19 protein-coding genes and 2 pseudogenes are annotated in these 20,971 nt (G+C 59.1%); 5 read left to right on the forward strand and 16 right to left on the reverse strand.

Going from position 1 to position 20,971, the window contains the following annotated elements:
• Window positions 1–401: 401 nt before the first annotated feature.
• The 4 genes from AMK05_RS27215 to nodB are packed head-to-tail and all read right to left on the reverse strand — an operon-like array spanning window position 402 to window position 3,329.
• Complete coding sequence (locus AMK05_RS27215) at window positions 402–662, reverse strand: carbamoyltransferase N-terminal domain-containing protein (RefSeq protein WP_016737486.1); 261 nt, start codon at window positions 660–662, stop codon at window positions 402–404.
• A gap of 35 nt (window positions 663–697) precedes the next feature.
• Entirely contained in the window at window positions 698–1,315 is a 618-nt protein-coding gene (nodS, locus tag AMK05_RS27220) for a nodulation methyltransferase NodS (RefSeq protein WP_064842751.1), read from the reverse strand.
• Window positions 1,316–1,330: 15 nt separating this feature from the next.
• On the reverse strand, window positions 1,331–2,662 hold the full coding sequence (nodC, locus tag AMK05_RS27225; RefSeq protein WP_064842753.1) for a chitooligosaccharide synthase NodC: 1,332 nt from the start codon (window positions 2,660–2,662) through the stop codon (window positions 1,331–1,333).
• Window positions 2,663–2,669: 7 nt separating this feature from the next.
• On the reverse strand, window positions 2,670–3,329 hold the full coding sequence (gene nodB / locus AMK05_RS27230; protein WP_011053465.1) for a chitooligosaccharide deacetylase NodB: 660 nt from the start codon (window positions 3,327–3,329) through the stop codon (window positions 2,670–2,672).
• A gap of 1,617 nt (window positions 3,330–4,946) precedes the next feature.
• Here nodB and AMK05_RS27235 point away from each other — a divergent pair.
• The 3 genes from AMK05_RS27235 (at window position 4,947) to AMK05_RS27245 (ending at window position 6,826) form a co-directional block, all read left to right on the forward strand.
• Complete coding sequence (locus tag AMK05_RS27235; protein WP_064842756.1) at window positions 4,947–5,933, forward strand: nodulation protein NodZ; 987 nt, start codon at window positions 4,947–4,949, stop codon at window positions 5,931–5,933.
• Window positions 5,934–6,117: 184 nt separating this feature from the next.
• Window positions 6,118–6,408, forward strand: coding sequence for a hypothetical protein (locus AMK05_RS27240; RefSeq protein ID WP_237352249.1), 291 nt, complete (start codon window positions 6,118–6,120; stop codon window positions 6,406–6,408).
• A 214-nt stretch (window positions 6,409–6,622) separates the two neighbouring features.
• A complete protein-coding gene (locus AMK05_RS27245; protein ID WP_008536476.1) occupies window positions 6,623–6,826 on the forward strand; it encodes a hypothetical protein in 204 nt (67 codons plus the stop codon).
• Window positions 6,827–7,087: 261 nt separating this feature from the next.
• Here AMK05_RS27245 and AMK05_RS27250 read toward each other — a convergent pair whose 3' ends face one another.
• The 12 genes and pseudogenes from AMK05_RS27250 to istA all read right to left on the reverse strand — a co-directional run bounded on the left by AMK05_RS27250 (window position 7,088) and on the right by istA (window position 19,133).
• The gene (locus AMK05_RS27250; RefSeq protein WP_008536475.1) at window positions 7,088–7,753 is read right to left on the reverse strand and encodes a Crp/Fnr family transcriptional regulator; all 666 of its coding nucleotides are present in this window, start codon (window positions 7,751–7,753) and stop codon (window positions 7,088–7,090) included.
• Between the two features lie 31 nt (window positions 7,754–7,784).
• A complete protein-coding gene (ccoS, locus tag AMK05_RS27255; protein ID WP_064842761.1) occupies window positions 7,785–7,943 on the reverse strand; it encodes a cbb3-type cytochrome oxidase assembly protein CcoS in 159 nt (52 codons plus the stop codon).
• Entirely contained in the window at window positions 7,940–10,210 is a 2,271-nt protein-coding gene (locus tag AMK05_RS27260) for a cation-translocating P-type ATPase (RefSeq protein ID WP_064842764.1), read from the reverse strand. Before AMK05_RS27260 ends, ccoS begins: the two co-directional genes overlap by 4 nt.
• Window positions 10,207–10,692, reverse strand: coding sequence for a FixH family protein (locus tag AMK05_RS27265; RefSeq protein ID WP_064842767.1), 486 nt, complete (start codon window positions 10,690–10,692; stop codon window positions 10,207–10,209). The genes AMK05_RS27260 and AMK05_RS27265 overlap by 4 nt, the downstream gene beginning before the upstream one ends.
• Window positions 10,689–12,263 carry a cytochrome c oxidase accessory protein CcoG gene (gene ccoG, locus AMK05_RS27270; protein WP_037145532.1) on the reverse strand — a complete coding sequence of 525 codons (1,575 nt, stop codon included), beginning with the start codon at window positions 12,261–12,263 and terminating at the stop codon, window positions 10,689–10,691. The genes AMK05_RS27265 and ccoG overlap by 4 nt, the downstream gene beginning before the upstream one ends.
• A gap of 167 nt (window positions 12,264–12,430) precedes the next feature.
• The gene (locus AMK05_RS27275; protein ID WP_008536470.1) at window positions 12,431–12,616 is read right to left on the reverse strand and encodes a hypothetical protein; all 186 of its coding nucleotides are present in this window, start codon (window positions 12,614–12,616) and stop codon (window positions 12,431–12,433) included.
• A gap of 11 nt (window positions 12,617–12,627) precedes the next feature.
• Window positions 12,628–13,491, reverse strand: coding sequence for a cytochrome-c oxidase, cbb3-type subunit III (gene ccoP / locus AMK05_RS27280; RefSeq protein WP_037145529.1), 864 nt, complete (start codon window positions 13,489–13,491; stop codon window positions 12,628–12,630).
• 1 nt (window position 13,492) lies between these two features.
• Window positions 13,493–13,645 (reverse strand): CcoQ/FixQ family Cbb3-type cytochrome c oxidase assembly chaperone, encoded by a 153-nt coding sequence (locus tag AMK05_RS27285; protein ID WP_037145527.1) that lies wholly within the window; start codon window positions 13,643–13,645, stop codon window positions 13,493–13,495.
• Window positions 13,646–13,653: 8 nt separating this feature from the next.
• Window positions 13,654–14,388 (reverse strand): cytochrome-c oxidase, cbb3-type subunit II, encoded by a 735-nt coding sequence (gene ccoO, locus AMK05_RS27290; protein WP_037145525.1) that lies wholly within the window; start codon window positions 14,386–14,388, stop codon window positions 13,654–13,656.
• 8 nt (window positions 14,389–14,396) lie between these two features.
• Window positions 14,397–16,019, reverse strand: a complete 1,623-nt coding sequence (gene ccoN / locus AMK05_RS27295) for a cytochrome-c oxidase, cbb3-type subunit I (RefSeq protein WP_064842770.1) — start codon at window positions 16,017–16,019, stop codon at window positions 14,397–14,399.
• 705 nt (window positions 16,020–16,724) lie between these two features.
• A complete protein-coding gene (istB, locus tag AMK05_RS27300; protein ID WP_064842772.1) occupies window positions 16,725–17,621 on the reverse strand; it encodes an IS21-like element helper ATPase IstB in 897 nt (298 codons plus the stop codon).
• Window positions 17,618–19,133, reverse strand: a pseudogene (istA, locus tag AMK05_RS27305) (IS21 family transposase). The gene istB and the pseudogene istA overlap by 4 nt, the downstream one beginning before the upstream one ends.
• Before the next feature lie 183 nt (window positions 19,134–19,316).
• On the opposite strand from istA, the pseudogene AMK05_RS34020 reads away from it, so the two are divergent.
• Window positions 19,317–19,625: pseudogene (locus AMK05_RS34020) on the forward strand (helix-turn-helix domain-containing protein); the annotation flags it as partial.
• Window positions 19,626–19,931: 306 nt separating this feature from the next.
• Complete coding sequence (locus AMK05_RS27315; RefSeq protein ID WP_064842777.1) at window positions 19,932–20,375, forward strand: pseudoazurin; 444 nt, start codon at window positions 19,932–19,934, stop codon at window positions 20,373–20,375.
• The last annotated feature ends 596 nt before the right edge of the window (window positions 20,376–20,971 follow it).

Below are 20,971 nucleotides of genomic sequence, written 5' to 3' on the forward strand. Positions count from 1 at the left end.
CTTGGTCCATCGCACCGTATGTGTTCATTGCGTCTCCATTAAAGGGCCGCAGCAGCATCCGGGAAAACGCCTCGTCCGTGGTAATTGGCACTCGTGTTGCAGAGCAGCCGAATGTCCCTGAGCTTGTTACATTCGAAGAGTAGCTCGGCGACTTCACGGAGAGAGTGCCTGGGATGGTCTGCAATCGTGCAGATTCATCGAGATGGACAACAGCCGGAATTCTGTCCTGGCATCTCATCCGCGTCTGATGCTTAAACAACATTTCGCAATCCGGAGTTCGAGGGCTGACTATATAAGGCGCACGGGTCCTCCAGGCAGATCGGCGCCACGAGGCCGAGCCACGGGCTGCGGTGGCCGCGCGGCACCTGTCACGAGGATAGTTCTTGCAGGGAAATGCCCTGTCATTGGAACGAGACCGGAGCCCTCGACGGATTCGAGAGAACTTTCAGCATTGCACCCCAGCCGTCGATGATGATTTGATCAAGAACGCGTGGATCCGGACCGTGTTGCGCCAAAGCGGCGCCAATCGCGTCGAGATTGTCGACAGTTTCATATCGCGGGTTGCTGCCCCGCTTCTCCTGCTCGACGCAGAAGGCGAGCCACCCATCCTCGACAAGCGCGTCCGCTCCGTCATGGGTCAATTTGATACCACAGATGCGCATAGTGTCTCCATGTCTGAACGTCGAGGGTTGAGCCGTTAGGAGGCAGAAAACGGATTTCGGAAACAGGCGAGCAAGCAATCTTCGTTGACCGACTCACCCCGACACTCAAGCCGCTCTACCTCGAGCAAAGTTTCGTTCAGCATGCCGAGGATCGTCTCAGCACCAGCAACGTGGCCCCAGCGACGACAGTTGGCGTCGCGCGCCGATCCGAAAACCAGATATCCATCTGGCGCAAGCATCCGCACTAAATTCCGAACAGCCCCTCTCATCTCGGCTATTCCTCCGATGTAGTAGAGCACTTCCGCCACAACGATCAGATCAAACCTCTCGTCAGGTGAAAACTGTTGAACATCAGAGACTATCCAGCTGATGTGCGGAGAATCCCTTATGCGTCGACGCGATCTTTCTATAGCCTGAGGCACAACATCGATCACGGTGAGCCGTTTGCAGTGGGGGGCTAGCTGCACCGTAAATGCGCCGGCAGCGCATCCCACTTCGAGCGCACTTGAGATGGATCCCTGGGCAAGCGCCAAGCGGAGCATTTGCGTGTGACGCTCACGCTCGAATGGATTGGCGTCGAGTCCCCATGGATCGGGTGCAGCCAGTTCCCGATTCAGCAATTGATAATTGTCGCTCTGTGTCAACTCGTTCACCTCGGTAAATAGATCTTACTCGTCGCTGCACATGCAGTCAGACGTCGCTCGCCTGGCAGGATGGCGGGCGGGCTTGAGCCTTCGAGGCGCTGTCGCATGTCCAGAACATTCTGTAGTGCGTGCATCAGTCGTCGGATGTTGATTCGAGTTGCCAGCAGAGCTGCGCGACAGCCAGTCGCTATTGCTCAGCGTGCACAGCGCGTAGGCTTTCAAGGGCAGTAGCAGAAAAATATTGATGAATGTATGCAAAGAGAACCCGAGGAACCGTAGTTGGCGGGCCCGAAGCGCTACAACGCTGCAGCGGATCATCGTCATGGCCACAATCATCAGGGCTGCCAACCAAGGCGCGGTGCCCGTCAATGCAAGCTGTGCGAGTCCCGTCAGCACTGATAGTGCCAGAAGCAGCGGTCCGAGGTTCTGTCCGACGACGTCGAGCGTAAGGAAGCGATTGAGGTTGGGCAGCAGGCGCAGCCCAAGCAACGTGTCCCGGAACGTGCTCCGCGCCCAGCGTAGTTGTTGGCGCAGATACGGTCCTAGCTTGTTCGGAACGACTGTCGCTGCGATGGCGCTCGGCACGTACTCCGTTCGAAAGCCTGCCTTCAGCATGAGAATGGTGAGATGCCGATCCTCACCGAAATCGCTTGGCTTTCCCCGAAAATACTGTGACTCGTACTGGTCAAGCAGCGAAGCGAGGGCAGAGCGACGGTACATAACACATGGACCGCAGCAGCACATAACGGCACCGAAGCGAGCTTGTGCCGCACGCTCCTCGTTGCAAGCCAGCCAGTACTCCATGTCGATCAAACGGGTCAGCCAACTGTCGTTTCGGTTGCGGGCCGTCAACTGTCCCATGGCCGCGCCGACAGCCGCATCTTGCATTTTAGGCACGAGCTTCCTGATGACATCAGATGCGAGGATTGTGTCGGAGTCGACGTTTAACACCATATCTCCAGCAGAGCGGCGTATCGCAGCGATCTGTGCCTTCCGTTTGCCGACATTCTGGGGAAGCACGAGAATATTGAATCTGGGGTCTCGTGCGAAGGCCTCGTGCACAAGTTGCAAAGCCTCGCGATTTTCGGAACCGTCATCAACTAGGTACACCTGCAGCCTTCCCCCGTATTCCTGACCCGCAATAGAAGCTAGGCACTCCGAAAGCGTGCGGGGATCCTCGTTGAAGCTTGGCACGATGACATCTACGCTGGGCAGCTCGTCAAAGCCGCCCAAGCCGTGGGACGCCAATGAAACATCGGTCGGCAGAGAATAAACGGCCTGCATGCTTTTATATGCAGTCGATAGAAGTGCATAAAGCGAGACGGCGACAGTGCTGGTTGTGTCAAGCATATCCATCGGATCTTCAGAACTCCCGAGGAAGCGAGCGAAATACAAAGCCGCGATCATGCAAAGCTGGAATTATGCTAGATAACGCCATGATAGTCTGGTGGCGCAGACTGTGGTCAGCTCCTTGCTGCATTTCACTGGAGGGACAACCGTCGTGCAAGAGCACGATTGACCCCGGCCGGACAGACTGCAGCACATCATTAACAATGGCGTCGGCCCCGGGAAGAGACCAGTCTCGCGGATCTACCGACCAGTGCACGGCAGTGAGTTCCGCATTCGCCGAAGCCTTGAGCACTTCTTCGGTCCAGATGCCGTAAGGAGCTCGGATGTGCCGCACCACCGCCTGAGGCGACGCCATTTTTATGGCTCTGTTTGTCTCGAGTATCTGACGTTGCACCTCGTCGGGTTCGCAGTCAGACAGGTCTGGATGCGTCATTGTGTGGTTGGCGACTTCATGCCCCTCTGCAATCATTCGCTGGATCAATTTCGATTGATCGGCCAGGAACTCGCCGATGACGAAGAATGTTGCCGGCACCCGGTGTTCAGCCAGAATATCGAGAATCTCCGGTGTACAAAATGGATGCGGACCGTCGTCGAACGTCAAATAAACGCTGTGACGACCAGTGCCGTCATCGCGCTCACCGTGCACTTCGCACGAGCAATCGAGGTGCGTCATTGCTCTCGTCCTTTCCGGTAAATTATCCTGGTGGCCATTCGGAGACCGGGCGCCCAAGGTAGGATGATGACGCCGCGCGTGGACGCAGGTCGAAACGCGCGTGTGGCAGCGTGTAGCGTACGCCGTTTCCCAAAATAGCGGTCACCAGACCGCCTCGTTTGAATCTGTCAATACCGCGGCTCGTTGCGGACTGTACCGAGTGCGAATGTAAATTCCCTCGACATGGCATGCGATTTAACGTGCGTTGGGAACCGTTGCGAAAAAGGAATCGCAACTCCGACCGCATCATCTTGCAATCGTCGACAGGTCGGGGTTCGCGACCAATCGTCACTTTGATCGCAAGATCGAACGTTTTGGCAAATCGGCAAAGACAATGGGCTGATCGAACGCTTATGCTAGCATTACATTCCAAAGCCACACATTTGACCCCTCTACACCACTGGCGCGCCATCGACGACTTGATTTCCGTCAAGATGCTCGTCTAATGGATCATGCCATTCAATTCGTAAAATCGATTGTTTGGATGATACCCATCCACGCCATAGATAAAATTCGAGCTCCACAGTTCCTGCTAACGGACCGAGCCCTGTTGTCGTGGCTGACGCCGGATTTCCGTCGTCGCTCCCTTGACGAACTTATCATGGCTCGGCATTGGCGGCTTTCTAACCTACTCTGGGTAAAGCTCCGGAGCAGATTGAAACCATCCGGAAGCCTGAAAGCGCCGGATAGAATTGGTCGGCTATGGCTGTCAAACGACTCGAGGAACTAGTCCCACTTGCCGAATCGAAGAACGGACCCCATCGGTTTGCGTTTCGTTAGATCCGAGCACTGGCCCCAATCTTCCGCAGACGGTCGGAGCGTCGCTTTTGGCTAAGCCGATAACTGTCGCCCGGATGGTGACCACCGTCGAGAGGTGAAAGCAGGCGGTCCAACAATGCTGTGACGACCACCCGACTATGGATCGAGCTGTTGTCGTAGCGCGGGACACATTTGGAAAACAAACGGGCGCGATGGGCCTCCAAGTGGAGGTAACCGAGCTCGTCTGAATCAACAACCTGGGCCGCGGCACGATCATCGACTGCTTGTCCAGCGAGCAGCAGTTGTGAGACTCGCCAGCATCGCCACGGTGGCAGCTGTGACGCAATGGTGGCCACACTTATCCATCAAGCGGATGGAGATTATCCAAACAATCGATTTTACGGATTCCCCAGGATGCTCCAGAAGACGCATGAAATAGAGATCAGGTAGCGGGAAAGGACGGGAATTGGCTAGATCGGCGCCACCCTCGATCAATCGGCGAAGCGCGCCAACATGAGCCGTACCGCAACGTAAGCTCCGGCCTCTCGCTCCGAGCCAAGTGCGATGCCGATGGGTTGGATCGGGTGCGAGATAAACGACTGAACGATGACGGAGGGCTATGCGGCGGCTTCAATGCCCGGACTGAAAAGGCGTATGGCGCCGCAACTTCCAGTCTGGCGTAAAATGGTAAATCTGTGCGACGAAGGGTCATGCATAAAATTGGCGAGAATCACGAGCGCTGATGCAGGTCCGGGAATTGATATGCAAAATTTCAGCAGAATTTAAGCCGATGCGCTTTTCCAGAACAAGGCAACGAACATGCTCGCTGGCGACCTGAAGAGGGATCGGTATGTTGTTTCTCGACGGCGGACTGGTTTCGGTGATTGTCTCTGGTCGCTGGCGGCAGCTTGGCGCTATGCACAGCGAACGGGGCGGACGCTGGCCATCGATTGGCGTGGCTCCTGCTATCTCAATCAACCCTTTACGAACGCTTTTACGGTGTTCTTCGAGCCGATTCAAGATATTGCTGGCGTACGGGTTATTTGCGATGACCAGATCAACCAGTTCTCATTTCCGGGACCGTTCTTCCCATCATGGTGGAACAAGCCCTCAATCGAGAGCGTTTACCGCCCCGATGAGCAAATTTTCCGGGAACGTGACGAACTGACCGAGCTTCTTCAAGCCCAGGACGATACTGATGCCAACACGGTAGTCTGTGATGCCTGTTTAATGTGGCGGTGCGACCAAGCTGCCGAACGCCAGATATTTCAGAGCCTCAAGCTTAGACCTGAAATTCGGGCTCGTATTCACGCCATCTATCAGGAGCACTTCAAGGGGCGCAGTATCATCGGTGTGCACGTACGGCATGGCAATGGCGAAGATATAATGGACCACACGCCCTACTGGGCCGATCCGGAGTTGGCCTTACGCCAGGTGTTCACTGCCATCGAGAAGGCCAAAGCGCTACCGCATCGACGCCCTGTGATGGTTTTCTTGTGTACGGACAGCGCGCAGGTACGGGACCATTTGCTCGATGTGTTTCCCGATCTAATCACTATCCCGAAATGCTTCCAGGCGGCCCAGGCCGGGCCATTACACAGTGCATCGCTGGGAGTGGAAGGTGGTATCTCTGCTCTTACAGAGATGTACCTTCTCGCCCGATGCGATACGGTAATTCGCTTTCCGCCGACCAGCGCCTTTACGCGCTATGCCCGTCTCTTCGTGCCACGTGTTATTGAGTTCGACTTGAAAAATCCGACTCGCTTGATCTTGACTGATGAATCGTCCGAGCATGAGCTGGCTTGATGGACCGGCACTCCGCTGAACAAATTCTCGGCGCCCTCGCAGGATTGAGGAGAGGTGTTCACTGGATCGCGACGTGGGCGCAGCACCCGACGAGACAAGGTCGGGGCGCATCTTCTCCTAGCGTCTCGCGCGTCCAAAGGCTTGCCGAATCATTGTTGTGAAGGGTAGGTATTGGGCGCCTTCGGTGAATGGAAACGGCACCGCGCGCTCGACCCGCATCATTGGCATAGCAAGCTCGCACTTTGGCGATTCCGATGGGACGAGGACGTTCGCGCGCCACAGCCTCATCGGCGCCTTAGCCGACGCCCTGCCTGATGCGAGGGCGTTCGTCGGGCTTGGTCGACAGATCGCCATCAAGCTGATGTTCGTGCGCTATGCGGTCGTGGGCGTGGCCGGTGCCGTTCTTTATTCCCGCATCCCGACACGTCTGGCAAACCGCGCGACCATAGAAGCCGCCGCCGCGCTAGGTCCTTAGCGCGCATCGTCCTTGCAACTCGCAACTCACTCAGCCTCGACGCATTCGCAGGCGTGATAACGCCGGCTGCGAAAGACAGAAGACGCACTGCTGTAGTCTCCGGCTCCCGCCGCTGCTTGGATGACGGCTTGCGCCAGTCGTTGACAAAACTCAATTGGCCAGCCATCATTCCCGTTGCCCGGCCATTTGTAATGATTAAGTCTGAGGTGGTGCCATGCCTCGCATGATCAGGTTCATGCTCACGCGGTTGGCGACGGGGTTCGCAATTGGATCCGCCGTGGGCTTCTTCGTTCGGCAAAATGGATTTGCCGCGGCAGGCACGCTTGAGGATTATCTCGCGCAGGGCCTGTTCATCTACCTCTTCGCAAGCACCATCAGCATGGGTTACCTCGCGACGGCCCTGCTCCTCGAAGAATAGCGCCAGACGCTCTCCGTCGCATGTTGGTGCTCGTTGCGCCCGTTCGTCTGCACTTCCCTATAAGCCCGCCAGTCCGACGGTATCCGCATGTGTCGTCAGCGCCACCGTTGATGCGGACAAGGCCTGAAGCAAGCGATGAAGACAGTCGAGATGACAAAAACAATCCGTCCTAGAGCATTTTTGCGCCTGGCCATAACGGAGCAAGCGATCGCCATATTGACGGTTGTCGAATTCCGGCGCGGTTATCGCCCTGCCCCGAGGTCAGCACGCCTTCCGCAGCAGATCGACGCTGTCGACCACGACGACCCTGCCTCTGACTTCGACCCCTGCAGGACCGAGGGCAGCGAAAGCCCGCGAAAGGGCTTCGGGCGCAACCCCGAGTTTGCCGGCCAGAATTCTCTTCCGGTAAGGCAGGCGAAAGGTGGCCTGCGATGCTGAGGCCGGGCAGCGGCTGACGAGGTAATTCGCAACACGCTGTGCAGCCGTGTGCAGCCGGTCTCCCGCTATGCAATCCATGGCACCGAGCAGATGCCGGGCCATGATGCGCATGACGTTGCGACGCATGACGGGGTCCCGGTCGGCAAGCGCCCGCAACTCCACAAGGTCGAACAACGCGACCTCTGCGCCGTCGGCGGACCATGCGCTGTAGGTGTAGGAGCCGCCTCCCGACAGGAGATATTCACCGAACGTCTCGCCCGGTTCGCAGATGCAGATATCTGCCTGGCGCCCCGCGGATTCCGACTTCGAAAGTCGCACGAAGCCGCGCATCACGCAATAGACGAACGACGCCTGCTGGCCCTCGGCGATGATCCGCTCGTCCGGTGCGAAGCTCTGGAACTGAGCCGTGTCGGCCAGTTCTTCTATCCTTGCTTTGTCCAGGCCGTGAAACAGGTCAGATCGCAAAAGTATGGGATGTCTCGATAGCATCGATCTTCCTTTCGTTTCGGCCGTGAGCGGTTCAAGGTCTTTTGCAATCGGTTTCGTCCTCGACGAGGATTCGCCAAGCTGCTCCTTCAAGGTCGTCGTACTGGCGGTTCGACAGCGACCAGAGGAACGCCAGGAGACCCATTCCCCCCATCAGCATTGCGATCGGCATCAGATAGATCAGCATGTTCATGTGGTTTCAACTTCCGCACGTCCGCCGGCAAGCGGCTCGCTCCATAGGCCGAAGGCATTTAATCGCAGCGCATTCGTCACGACGATGATCGACGAAGTCGACATGGCCACCGCCGCTATCAGCGGCGTTGCCCCGCCGGCGATTGCGATCGGTACCGCAAGCACGTTGTAACCGATGGCGAGAGCTAAGTTCTGGCGAATGAGGCTGGCGGATCTTCGTGCAACGGCGATTGCCTCAGGAACGGCATCGAGACGATCGTTGAAGAAGATAAGGTCGGCGGCTTGCCTGCCGACGTCGGATGCGGTTGCGGGCGCCATCGAGACCTGCGCGGCGGCCAGCGCCGGTGCGTCGTTGATCCCGTCGCCGACCATGAGCACGCGATAGCCCTCGGCCCCCAGCCTCTGGAGTTCCTCGACCTTCTGTTTCGGCCCCAGGTCGCCCAGAGCTTTGCCGATACCGAGAGCCCGCGCTGTGTTGTCGACGACGGCCTGCCTGTCGCCGGATACTATCAGCGTTTCGATACCGGCTGCAGCGAGCTGGCGGAAAGCCTCCGCGGCGCCCGGACGAAGCGTGTCGTCAAACAGGAAACGGGCGAGATCGACGCCGTTTTTCGACAGGACCACCTCCGAAAACGGAGTATCGCCCGCGGGCGTGAGCCCGGTTCCGCAGGCAAAGGCCCGGTTGCCGAGCCGATAGAAGTCCGCTCCTTTCCAGGCTTCCAGCCCCCCGCCGGCGATTTCCGTGACCCTGTCGAAGGCGAAGGGGTAAGAGATGTCTATGTCCCGCACCAGACCCTGGGAAAGCGGATGCCGTGAATTCGCCGCCATTGCGCAAACGATGGCGCTGTTGCCCGCGATCGCGTCGCTTCGGACGAGGCGGGGCCGGCCCATCGTCAGGGTGCCGGTCTTGTCGAAGGCCACCATGTCCGCGTCGGCCAGTCTTTCGAGCGCCGAACCGTCCTTCACCACGATGCCCCTGCGGAAAAGTTCGCCGGCGGCGACCACCTGGACCACCGGTACAGCAAGGCCCAATGCGCAGGGGCATGTGATGATCAGCACCGCGACCGCGACCAGCATGGCCTGTTTCCAATCGCCCCCAAGCAAGCCCCAGGCGAGAAAGGAGGCCAGCGCCAACAGGTGCACGGCGGGAGAATAAAGTGCTGCGGCGCGATCGGCGACCCGGCGATAACGAGCCCTGCCGCCCTCGGCCGCTTCCATCAGGCCGATGATCTCGGAAAGAAGCGAATCCCTTGCCACTTTGGTCGCCCGCAGGACGAGCGAACCGGTCAGGTTCATCGCACCCGAATTCAGCGCGCTGCCTGCGGCGACGGCGACCGTGCTGCTTTCACCGGTGACGATGGAGAGGTCAACATCGCTCTCGCCGCTGACGATCATGCCATCGACGGGAATGCGTCGGCCGGCGGCAATCGCGATGTTATCCCCGACGGCGATCTCTTCGACCGGGATGTAGTGCCGCGACCCGTCCGGCATCATCAGCTGCGCCCCGCGCGGCGCCAGTCTGGCAAGCCCGTTGATCGCGGCGCGGGCTTTTTCCCGCATTACATGATCGAGGGTTCTGCCGATCAGCAGGAAGAACAGCAGAGACACCGACGCGTCGAACCAGGCATGTTCGCCATGGTGCATGGTTTCCCATAGGGAAACCGCATAGGACAGCGTCACTGCAAGCGAGATCGGAACATCCATGTTGGTGCGCCTACGCTTGAGCCCGCTCCAGGCCGATTTGAAGAAGAAGCGTCCACCATAAACCAGCGCCGGCGCCGCGATCATCGCCGAGATCCAGTGAAACATGTCGCGCGTGGCCGCATCGGCGCCCGACCATACCGACACCGAGAGCATCATGATGTTGGCGGCCGCAAAGCCGGAAACTCCAATCGCTAGCAGTAGCTGGTTCCGGATCCTGTCGGTTTCGGGTGCTGTCGACGTGATGAGATGGGCGCGGTATCCGGCCAAGGTGATCGCGGCGAGGATTTCGGAGGGATCGGTCGCCTTCGCCTCGATCTCTTCCTGATAGACGCAGGTGACACGCCTGGCGGTGAGATTGACCCGGGCTTTCCTGACGAACGCAAGCGCCGACAGCGCTTTTTCGAGGGTCAATATGCAGCCGCCACAGTGGACGTCGGGCACGCTGAGGTCGACTTGGCGTAACCCAGCCCCGAGCGGGTGGCTTGCAAGGCATACCTCCTCGGCGCTGGCGGATGTCGCGCTGAGGCCGAGAACGCTTTCCGCATCCATCGAGCAGCAGGTCATTGGCGGAACTCCGTGGTGTCGAAGCGTTTGGCCTCATGCATGACGACCGCCCCTTTCATTCTCGATATGGCCTCGACGATCCAGTCGCCGGCGACAACCTGGTGATCGGCTTCGAACCGCCCTTCGCCCGTCTTCCGGAGCGTCACGCGGAAATCCTCATGATCGCCGACGGGCCGTTTGAAGTTCAGCGTGACATCATCGATGATCGCAGGCGTGCCGGCCTTGTCGTGGATGTCGTAACGGATTTGGCTGCCCTTAACGACGAGCGCGCCCTCGACGCCGGAGGCGGCCATTGCCTTCATCGCTGCCGCCCTGGTGTTGAATTCCTGGCTGGCCACATAGGTGTTTTCCACGACGATGCCACTCCAGCTGGACGCAGCATAGAAGGCCATGGTGGCGTTTACGGCGATCACTACGGCGAAGAATGCCGAGGTGGCAAGCAGCACGTGCAAGCCGGTAAAGCCCTGAGTAGAAGTCTTCATTTCACGTCTCCCGGCGCGTTGAACGCCGCGCGATAGCTCGCCCGGTCGGCTTGACCTGCGTCTTGACCTATATCTTCGATGACGAAGAGGAATTCGTTGATCTCTGCCCCGTCTGGGGCGCGCGTAACGAAGACCTTGAGCGTCGTGGCGGCGTCGGGTTCGACGTGAGCGGTGAAGCTGCGGGCATCCTGCCTGCCGAACTCGGGAATGCGCATTGTGCCCCCCTCCAGCCCGACGAGGGTGATGGTCACGTCCCGCGGCTTCGGCACCATGTTGAGGACACGCAGCGTGTAGCCGTTTCGGATGGAGCCGTCGCTTTCCAGAACATATTGAGGGTTCCGGTCGTGGATAACGTTGAGCCTGAGCCGATCGCGGAAGGTGAGATGGACGACCATGGCGATGCCGATCGATGCCCAGACGACACCGTAGAAGACGATTCTTCGGCGGAAGATGATGCGCCAGTCGAAATTCCGGACAGCTGGCATGAAGCTTCCGTCGTCGTTTCGGACATTGGAGGGCTGGATGGCTGTCCGTCCTCCGTCAGTAGCAAGCGACATGTTGCTCGAATATTCCTTGAGCGTCGCATAGGCGATCAGGCCGTGTGGCTTTCCGAGCTTGTCCATGACGCCGCCACAGGCGTCGATGCAGAGGGCGCATGTGATGCATTCCATCTGCTGGCCGTCGCGGATGTCGATCCCCATCGGGCAGACGGCGACGCAGGCATTGCAGTCCACGCAATCGCCCACCGGCAGACCCTGAGCCTTCTTGCCATGGCGCGACCGCTGCTCGCCCCGCCAGTCGTTGTAGGTGACAACAAGCGAATTCTCATCCAGCATCGCGCCCTGAATGCGCGGCCACGGACACATATAGGTGCATGTCTGTTCGCGCATGAGGCCGCCAAGCACATAGGTCGTCGCGGTCAGGGTGGCGATCGTGGCATACGCAGCGGCAGGAGCGCTGCCGTCAAACAGTGAAGCCGCCAGGCTCGGCGCGTCGGCAAAATAGAAGATCCATGCTCCGCCCGTGGCGACGGCGATCAGCAGCCAGATCGCGTGCTTGATCACCCGCTTCCTGAGCTTGTCGAAAGTGAAGGGGTCGGCATCGAGCTTCATCCGAGCGTTTCGGTCGCCTTCGACAGCGCGTTCGACGACGAGAAAGAGATCGACCCAGACGGTCTGCGGACAGGCATAGCCACACCAGGCGCGGCCGACAGCGGCGGTGAGGAGAAAGAGGCCGAAGCCCGCCATGACGAGCAGGCCCGCCACATAGTAGAATTCCTGCGGCCAGATCTCGATGAAGAAAAAGAAGAAGCGCCGCGAGGCGAGGTCGACGAGGATTGCCTGATTGGGCGCATAGGGACCGCGGTCCCAGCGAATCCACGGCGCGAGGTAATAGGTGCCAAGCGTGAGCAGCATCAAGACCCATTTGAACCGGCGAAAGGGCCCTTCGGCTCGTTTCGGAAAGATCTTCTTGCGCGGCGCATAGAGAGGCTGGCGGTTGCGCCGGGCGTTGACCGGTTCGACGCGAACGTGGTCAATGTCATTTAGATTAGGGCGGGTATAGAGATTCATAGGACCTGTCCGATTTTCACCACTCTTTTCCCAGCCGTGGCGCATCCGTTCCTTGATGCAGATCAAGAACGACCGTGCAGAAGCGAAAAGGCCACGCCCCAGAGTAAGGGCGTGGCCGGAGGACAGCGGCGGAGAAACCGCTGGGACGTCCTCCACAGGAGCTGAAACTATCGGCTCGTCTGCTTGTGGTCTTTGAGGCAGATCAAACTCACCATCGAATTGCCGATTTTTGCCGGGTCGTCCTGCTCCGAAGACGCAGGCATCTGTTGGGCGCGGGCTGAGACACGCGATCGGATAACAGCACGCGGCGCGCCGTAGAGACGGAGGATCGGATTGCGGTCGTGGGCTGTCATGTCTTTTCTCCTTACATGCCGCCGCCGAGCGCATGAACGAAAATAGTAAGCTCGTTGACCGTTGTGTCCCCCAGGCGCGCTGCCCAGGCAGGCATTACGCCATGTTTGGGAGAGGCAACCTGACGAAGGATGGCGTCTTCACCCCGCGACTTCAGCCAGATTGCGTCGGCGAGATCCGGCGCACCCATTTCCACCTTTCCTTTGGCGTCCTCGCCGTGACATGGGGCGCAATTGTCTAAGAAAACCTGTTTTCCGGCCGCCGCCAGACCGACATCCGAGGGCGTATTGGTCAGCCCCCAGACAAAGGCGGCGACCTGCTTCATCTGGATGGGCTCCAGAACACCGGCAAAGGGCGGCATTTCGGAGGAATGGCTATCCGTATCGCCGTCGAAGCGGATGCCATGCGAGATCGTGGCCTGGATGGCATTCAGATCCCCGCCCCACAGCCAGTCGTCGTCGTTGAGATTCGGAAACCCCGGACCGCCGCTCGCTCCCGATCCATGGCAGGGCGCGCAGTTCATCTTGAAAGCGGATGCGCCGCCAGCGATCGCGAATTTACGAAGAGCAGGATCCGCGTCGATCTCCTCCACTGTCTTGGCAGCGATCAGGTCATGGAACTCCGTCTGCGATGACTTAGCGAGATTGAGGTCCTGCTGCAGCTCGGCGCGCGTTGAATAACCGAGATAGCCGTAAGTGGCGGAAGTGATCATCGGGATGGCCGGGTAAGCGATGGCGTAGCCGATCGCCCAGAGGATCGTCACGTAGAAGGTCCAGATCCACCAGCGCGGCATGGGATTGTTGAGCTCTTGGATGCCGTCCCATTCATGACCCGTCGTTTCGACGCCGCTCAGTTCATCGATATGCTTTTGCGACATCTCAATCGTCCTTCAAGGGAATAACGGCGGCATCTTTGGCCGTCTGCTTGCTACCTGGGCGAAGGGTGAGCATGACCGCGCCGACGAAGAATGCGGCCATTGCCAGGAGGCCCCAGCTGTCGGAGAAGTGTCTCATTGCAGTGTAAGTTTCCATGGATCACCTCACCGGTAGCCGGTCGCGTCGTCATAGGTCGAGAAATTAACCAGCGTTCCGAGCATCTGCAGGTAGGACACCAGCGCGTCCATCTCGGTCAGCCGGGTTGGATCGCCGTCGAGATCGCCGACATTCGCATTTGGGTAGCGCTTGAGTAGAGCCGCCGTGTCCGCGTTCGGATCGGCCTGGGCTCTCATGTCGGTCTCGGCATTCGCCAGCATGTCGTCGCTGTAAGGCACGCCCACGTCCTCATTGGCCTTGAGGTCCTCTCCGACACTCCTGACCGTCACCTCCTTCTCTTCGAGGAAGGCGTAGCTCGGCATGATTGATTCCGGCACCACGGCCCGCGGATTTGCGAGATGCTGGACGTGCCATTCGTTCGAGTAACGCCCCCCGACGCGGGCCAGATCGGGCCCTGTCCGCTTGGATCCCCATTGGAACGGGTGGTCGTACATCGATTCCGCGGCGAGCGAATAATGGCCGTAACGTTCGACCTCATCACGGAACGGCCGGATCATCTGGCTGTGGCAGAGATAGCAGCCTTCACGGATGTAGATGTTCCGTCCGGCGAGCTCTAGCGGCGTGTAGGGCCGCATGCCTTCGACTTTTTCGATCGTGTTCTGCAGGTAGAACAGCGGTGCGATTTCAACGATGCCGCCAATGCTGACGACCAGCAGCGAGCCGACCAGAAGAAGCGTCGCGTTTTTCTCGAGGGTCTTATGTTTATCAAGTAACGATGCCATGTCTCACCTCACTCGGCAGGCTGTGCCTGGGGCAACAAACTGGTCGGGATTGGCGCTTCGTCGCGCAGGTGGCCGCGGATCGTCATAAACACGTTCCAGGCCATGACGAGGCCACCCGCTAGGTAGAGTGCTCCGCCGACGGCACGCAGCACGTAATAGGGGATCATCGCCGCGACCGTTTCAGCGAAGGAATAGACGAGGAAGCCCTGGGAATTGTATTCTCGCCACATCAGTCCCTGCTGGATGCCCGCGACCCAGAGCACCGCGGCGTAGATCACGATCCCGAGCGTCGCAAGCCAGAAGTGCCAGTTGACCATCCGCAGGCTGTAGAGGCGCTCGCGCCCCCACAGTTTCGGCGTCAGGTAGTATATCGCCCCGAAGGTGATCATACCCACCCAGCCAAGTGCTCCGGAATGCACGTGACCGATCGTCCATTCGGTATAGTGGCTGAGCGAATTGACCGCCTTTATCGACATGATCGGGCCTTCGAAGGTCGACATCCCATAAAATGCGATGGCGACGATCATCATCCGGATGATCGGGTCGGTGCGAATTTTGTCCCAAGCGCCCGAAAGGGTCATCAAACCGTTGATCATGCCGCCCCAGGAGGGCATCCAGAGCATGACGGAGAAGACCATTCCGAGCGTCTGCGCCCAGTCAGGCAGCGCCGTGTAATGCAGATGATGCGGGCCGGCCCAGATATACATGAAGATCAGGGCCCAGAAGTGGATGATCGACAGCCGGTAGGAATAAACCGGCCGGTTGGCCTGCTTCGGCACAAAATAGTACATCATCCCCAGGAAGCCGGCGGTGAGGAAGAAGCCGACGGCGTTGTGGCCGTACCACCATTGGGTGAGTGCATCCTGGACGCCGGAGAAGAGAGAATAGCTCTTGGAGCCGAGGAACGACGCCGGAACAGCGAGGTTGTTGACCACATGCAGCATCGCAATGGTGACTATGAAGCTGAGATAGAACCAGTTTGCCACGTAAATATGCGGCTCTTTGCGCTTCAGGATCGTTCCGAGATAGACGGCCAGATAGGCGACCCAGACGATGGTAAGCCACAGGTCGACGTACCATTCGGGCTCGGCATATTCGCGCGACTGATTGATGCCGATCACGTAGCCGGTGGCAGCCATCACGATGAACAGCTGGTAGCCCCAGAAGACGAACCAGGCGAGTGTTCCTCCGAAGAGACGCGCGCGACAGGTGCGTTGCACCACATAGAAGGATGTCATGATCAGCGCGTTGCCGCCGAAGGCGAAGATCACCGCCGATGTGTGAACCGGCCGCAATCTTCCGAAATTCCAATAGGGCGCGATGTTGAGGTCGGGAAAGGCGAGCTGCAGCGCGATGATCACGCCGACGAGGAAGCCGACGACGCCCCAGAACACCGTAGCGATCAGGCCGTAGCGGATTACCTCGTCGCAATAGCCCGTAAGCTCTGTTTTGCGCTGTTGGCCCGTCGGCGAAAACTCTGCGTTTCTGACAAGCAGCAGCGTTCCCGCAACCAGGCAGAGGCAAAGTATACCCATATGGACCGCAAACAGATGATCGTGCGCGAATGCGGCCGCGAGCAGCGCCAGAAACGCTGCGACCGCGATCACCATCGTTTCTGTCGTGTAATTCATGATGTCGTCTCCAGTGCGCAGACGACCGCCTCGCGGCCGGCTTTCTCGGATTTCGAGGCAGGACTGTCACGAAGACGGGAACGGCTCCTTGATCTACATCAACAAGCGGACTGGAAGCGGTGGACGAACCGGCGTTGTTACACTCTGTTGCAAACTTCCCCCCTTTGGCACCGCCCGCTTATTCCCGTGTGACGCAGCTGCTTTCTACCGCACCCACTGCCACAAGGGGCGATGAAGATGCTGTGCAGAACAACCACGCGTTTGATAATGGCGAGAAGGGGCGCGAAGCCATACATGCCGGCCAATCCCTCTCTTCGCTGTTCGTAGGCTCGGCGGCCGAGGCCGTCGCAGCCGGTAAGGCGATTTGGTGGGAGGGTGATAAGCAACCATCTTGTCCAGGTGGAAGAAGGTGTCGTGCGCCTGCTTCGTATCATCGGCGAAGATCGTCGCGTGATAATCGCTTCAATTCGCCGGCAATCTCGACGGCGCGTCGCTGCAAAACGATTTCCTTTTTACGTCTGAGGCCGTCACGAATGCAAGATCCGCCGGATATCGCACATGAGTGTCCACGGCGAAGTCGCTCGGCCTAATGCGCTCGCTCGACCTAGCTCTCGTTGCTCTGGCAGGAGGCGGCCGCTTCGCATGAACAGATGGTTATAGCGCGACGATCAGGATGAGACGGCGGCGACAATCTGGATGAGACTCTTATGTCGCGGTCGGCATGAAGGTATCATGCTGATTGTCGCTGGCAAGGGTCGGATCGGATTCTGATTGCCGCTCCGCGACAAACGGGGAAGAGCTTTTGATTGTCGCGAAGGCGGCAGGTCTGCCGCGCTGGCGTTTGGCTTCCATGGCGGAACGTCGCCGGTAGCTTTCGACGTTCATTTCGAAGATCGTTGCGTGATGAACAAGTCGGTCCACCGCGGCAAGCGTCATAGCCGGGTCCGGAAAGACGCGGTTCCATTCTCCAAAGGGCTGATTGGCGGTGATCATGATGGAACGCCGCTCATATCTTGCGGAGATGAGTTCGAAGAGCACGCTGGTCTCGGCCTGGTCCTTGGTGACGTAGGCCAGATCGTCGAGGACAAGCAGATCGAACTTGTCGAGCTTTGTGATGGCGGACTCGAGCTGGAGTTCACGCCGTGCGACCTGAAGCTTCTGGACGAGGTCGGTCGTGCGCGTGAACAGCACCCGCCAACCGTTCTCGATCAGCGCGAGGCCGATGGCGGCAGCGAGATGGCTCTTTCCGCCGCCGGGCGGACCGAACATGAGGATATTGGCACCTTTGGCGAGCCAGCTATCGCCGGCGGCAATGGCCATGACCTGGGCCTTGGAGACCATGGGCACGGCGTCGAAAGCGAAGCTGTCGAGCGTCTTTCCAGGCGGCAGATGCGCCTCGGCGAGATGACGTTCGATCCTGCGATGCGCCCGTTCAGCCAGTTCATGCTCGGCGATAGTCGAGAGGAAGCGAGCCGCAGGCCACCCTTCACGATCGGCCTGTTCGGCAAATTGCGGCCACAGCGTTTTGATCGTCGGCAACCGGAGCTCATTCAGCATGATGCCGAGGCGGGCTTCGTCGATGGTGTTGTGGACGTTCTTCATGCCGCTTCTCCCGAATAGGCAGACTCCATCAGGGCTTCATAGCTATTGAGCGATGCGAGTTGCACATGAACGATCGGCAACTGATCCGGATCCGGGCCGAAGATCGCTCTCAAGGCCACCAGGTCGGGCAGTTTGTGGGCGTCGAGCGTTCTGGCAAGCTCCTCGGCCAGTTCACGCTCGCAACCGCGATCATGAGCCATGGGCCAGCAATTCGACGGTGATCTTGCAAGCCTGCCGGTCAGGCAATTGCTCGAGGAGAGCGTCGAAAGCCCTTCGATATTCCGAACGGGGGAAGAGCTTGTCGCGATAGACCAGGTTGAGAAGCGCCATGGGCTTTTTGCGCAGAGAGTGGATCACGTGGTGATAGTTGACGACCTGATCGTGCTTGCCACTCGCGTGGGCGCGACCCCGCGGCAACGTCAGCAGATGCGTGCCGCCGATGAAGACGTCGAGGCGATCGTCAAACAAACGCACACGCAGCCGGTGGCCAATCAAACGGGAGGGAACCGTGTAGAAGACCTTGCGCAAGGCGAAGCCGCCGGTGCGCGACACGGTGACGACCACCTCTTCGAAGTCGGTGGTGCGGCGATCGGGAAGCGCCTGCAGATGCGGGCGCTCGGCATCTATGCGCTTGCCGTGCGCGGCATTGCGACGGCTGACGATCTCATCGATGAAGGCGCGGTAGGAGCCCAGATCGTCGAAGTCTCGGGTGCCGCGCATCAGGAGTGCATCGCGGACCGCGTTCTTGAGATGGCCGTGAGAACTTTCGATTGAGCCGTTCTCGTGGGCGACGCCCTTGTTGTTGCGAGTTGGCGTCATCCGGTAATGAGCGCACAGGTCCTCATAGCGGTTTGTGAGATCGACCTTGGCATCGGCATCGAGGTTGCGGAAGGCAGCCGACAGGCTGTCGCTGCGATGATAGAGCGGCGAGCCGCCAATGGACCAAAGCGCGTTCTGAAGTCCCTCCGCTAAGGCGACGAAGCTTTCGCCGCCAAGAATGACATGGGCGTGCTCAAAGCCCGACCAGACCAGCCGGAAGTGATAGAGCAGATGGTCGAGCGGCTGACTGGCAATCGTAACGCCGAGGCTGCCCATGTCGGTAAAATCCGACAGCCCTAGCCGGCCAGGTTCATGCGTCTGGCGGAAGATCACCTCCTTTGCCTCACCGTGAACGGCCCGCCATGACCGTATGCGCCGCTCAAGTGTGCGGCGAATGCCCTCGGGCAGTTCCGGATGACGCCGCAGCATCTCGCCGTAAACGGCGACCGCGCGGATGCCGGGAGCCGCCTCAAGGAGTGGAACGACCTCCGCATCAAAAACATGCTCAAGCGGATCGGGGCGACGCCGACCACGCGGCGGCTTGTTCTGCGACGGAAGGCGCTGCTCCTTCTCGATACGGAATGCCGTCGCCCGGCTGATCGACGCCTTCGCGGCGGCGACCTCAACAGAATGCGTTTGTCGATACTTCATGAATAATCTCGTCTGATGATCGGTTACATGGCGACCCGGCACAAAGGTGATTCTCCATTCCAGAAAACCACCACCGTAGCGGGCCGACCGCGATCATGAGACGCCTAAAAATTGCGCCGCGGCGGGGGTGTAACTCCGGTCGGGCTACGCCCTCCCTTCGTCACACCCCCGCCGCCGAGTCTCATCCTGATTGACGCTGAGTCTCACCTTGATTGCCGCCGCGCACAGATGGTGCTGTTGCCGAAGAAGAACGCCGAGGAGCGCCCCTGCAGCTTCATCGTGAAGCTTGCATTCCGGCGCAACCCGCGTCCGCCAAGGTCCGTTGCGCGTTTCCATGAATCGTCAAGACATTGCGGATCATCTCGGCCTGACCATTGAGACCCTGGCCCACACCGTTACGAAACTTGCGTCGCGCAACATCGTTATTCCCGAGGGCAGGCACGACCTGCGGAACGTCAATCTTGTCCGCTGGTACGGTTATCGGGCGACACTGATGATTTTTCCGAGGATTTCTGTCAGAGGGTAAACCTCAACACACGCGACAAGCCGCGGGATCGACATTCATGCCCTCCGCGAACTTCTCGACGCGATATGAGCTCAGTCACGGCAATCCCAAGCTGTTCAGCAGCGCCGATGTTCGCCGAGCGTGCTTGTCCTTCGGTGATTCCTACATCGCTTGCAGGCTGCCATGTCCCTCGCAAGGGCGCTGGGCAAGCAGGCAAAAATTGGGACCTTCTGCCTTTTTTCCTCGAATTTGACGGGCGTCAAAGAGCCCAATTCCGGCATCTGCTAAGACACATTCATGAGGCTGATTGGGTCTCGCAGAACAGGAGCTTGCAAATGCGGTTAAAATTCGGTCTGATCGCTGCAGCGGCAGCCTTGATTGTTTCGGCAGCGCCGTTGATGGCGGCCGATCACCAGGTTCGGATGCTCAACAAAGGCACGGAAGGCGCGATGGTGTTCGAGCCTGGCTTCCTGAAGATCGCCCCAGGCGACACCGTCACCTTCATCCCCACCGACAAGGGCCACAACGTCGAAACCTTCAAAGGCCTCATTCCGGATGGCGTTGCCGACTTCAAGTCAAAGCCGAATGAGCAATATCGCGCGAGATTCGATGTTCCAGGCGTCTATGTCCTGAAATGCACCCCACATTCCGGCATGGGCATGGTTGCCCTGATCCAGGTGGGTGACAGTCCGCCCAATCTCGAAGCGATCAAGACCGCAAAGGTGCCGAACATGGTGCGCAAGCGGCTCGATGCCGACCTCACAAACATCACCCAGTGAGACACAGCAGGTGCGGATGACCGCGCAGCCCATGACGATGGCTTTCGTGGCAGCTGTTTGCCTCGCCAGGAGCAGCTGATGCTCAGTGAGCATCGAGCACAGCCAGGCGCTGTCAGGCAAGACGTCCAAGGCAGTGGTCGGACACGGTTGTCGGCAAAGCCGATGCCGAAACCTGGTGGGACCGTCGAGAAAGTGAATGTGGCCTGTGAAAAGAGCTATGATCTGCACGGCAGACCTGTGAAGGAACGCGTGGGCAAGATCACTAGCCCGGCGGCAATCTCGCTGACGACGAATATAACGAGGTCGTTTTTTTGCGCGGCAGTCGTGAAGGAGATGCCAGCCAAAACCCGGGGTCTCGTTCTGGTTACCCAAGAATTGCACGGAAGGCGCAGTCGAACGTTTGATCGAAATCCCCGCGGCAGGCAAGTCCTACAACTACGAGACCCCTGCCTCGTCCTTCGACGTGCTCGAACAACCGCGTTCGTGAGAGGGCGAGAGCCGTCGATCAGTGGCGCTCGGTAGCTCACCTCGCGACAAGGCTCCTTCAGGCGCCTGCGCGGCCGCCATAATCGCGATGGGCACAACTCTGCGGACCG

It is taken from the genome of Rhizobium sp. N324, from assembly GCF_001664485.1.
Lineage (GTDB): Bacteria > Pseudomonadota > Alphaproteobacteria > Rhizobiales > Rhizobiaceae > Rhizobium.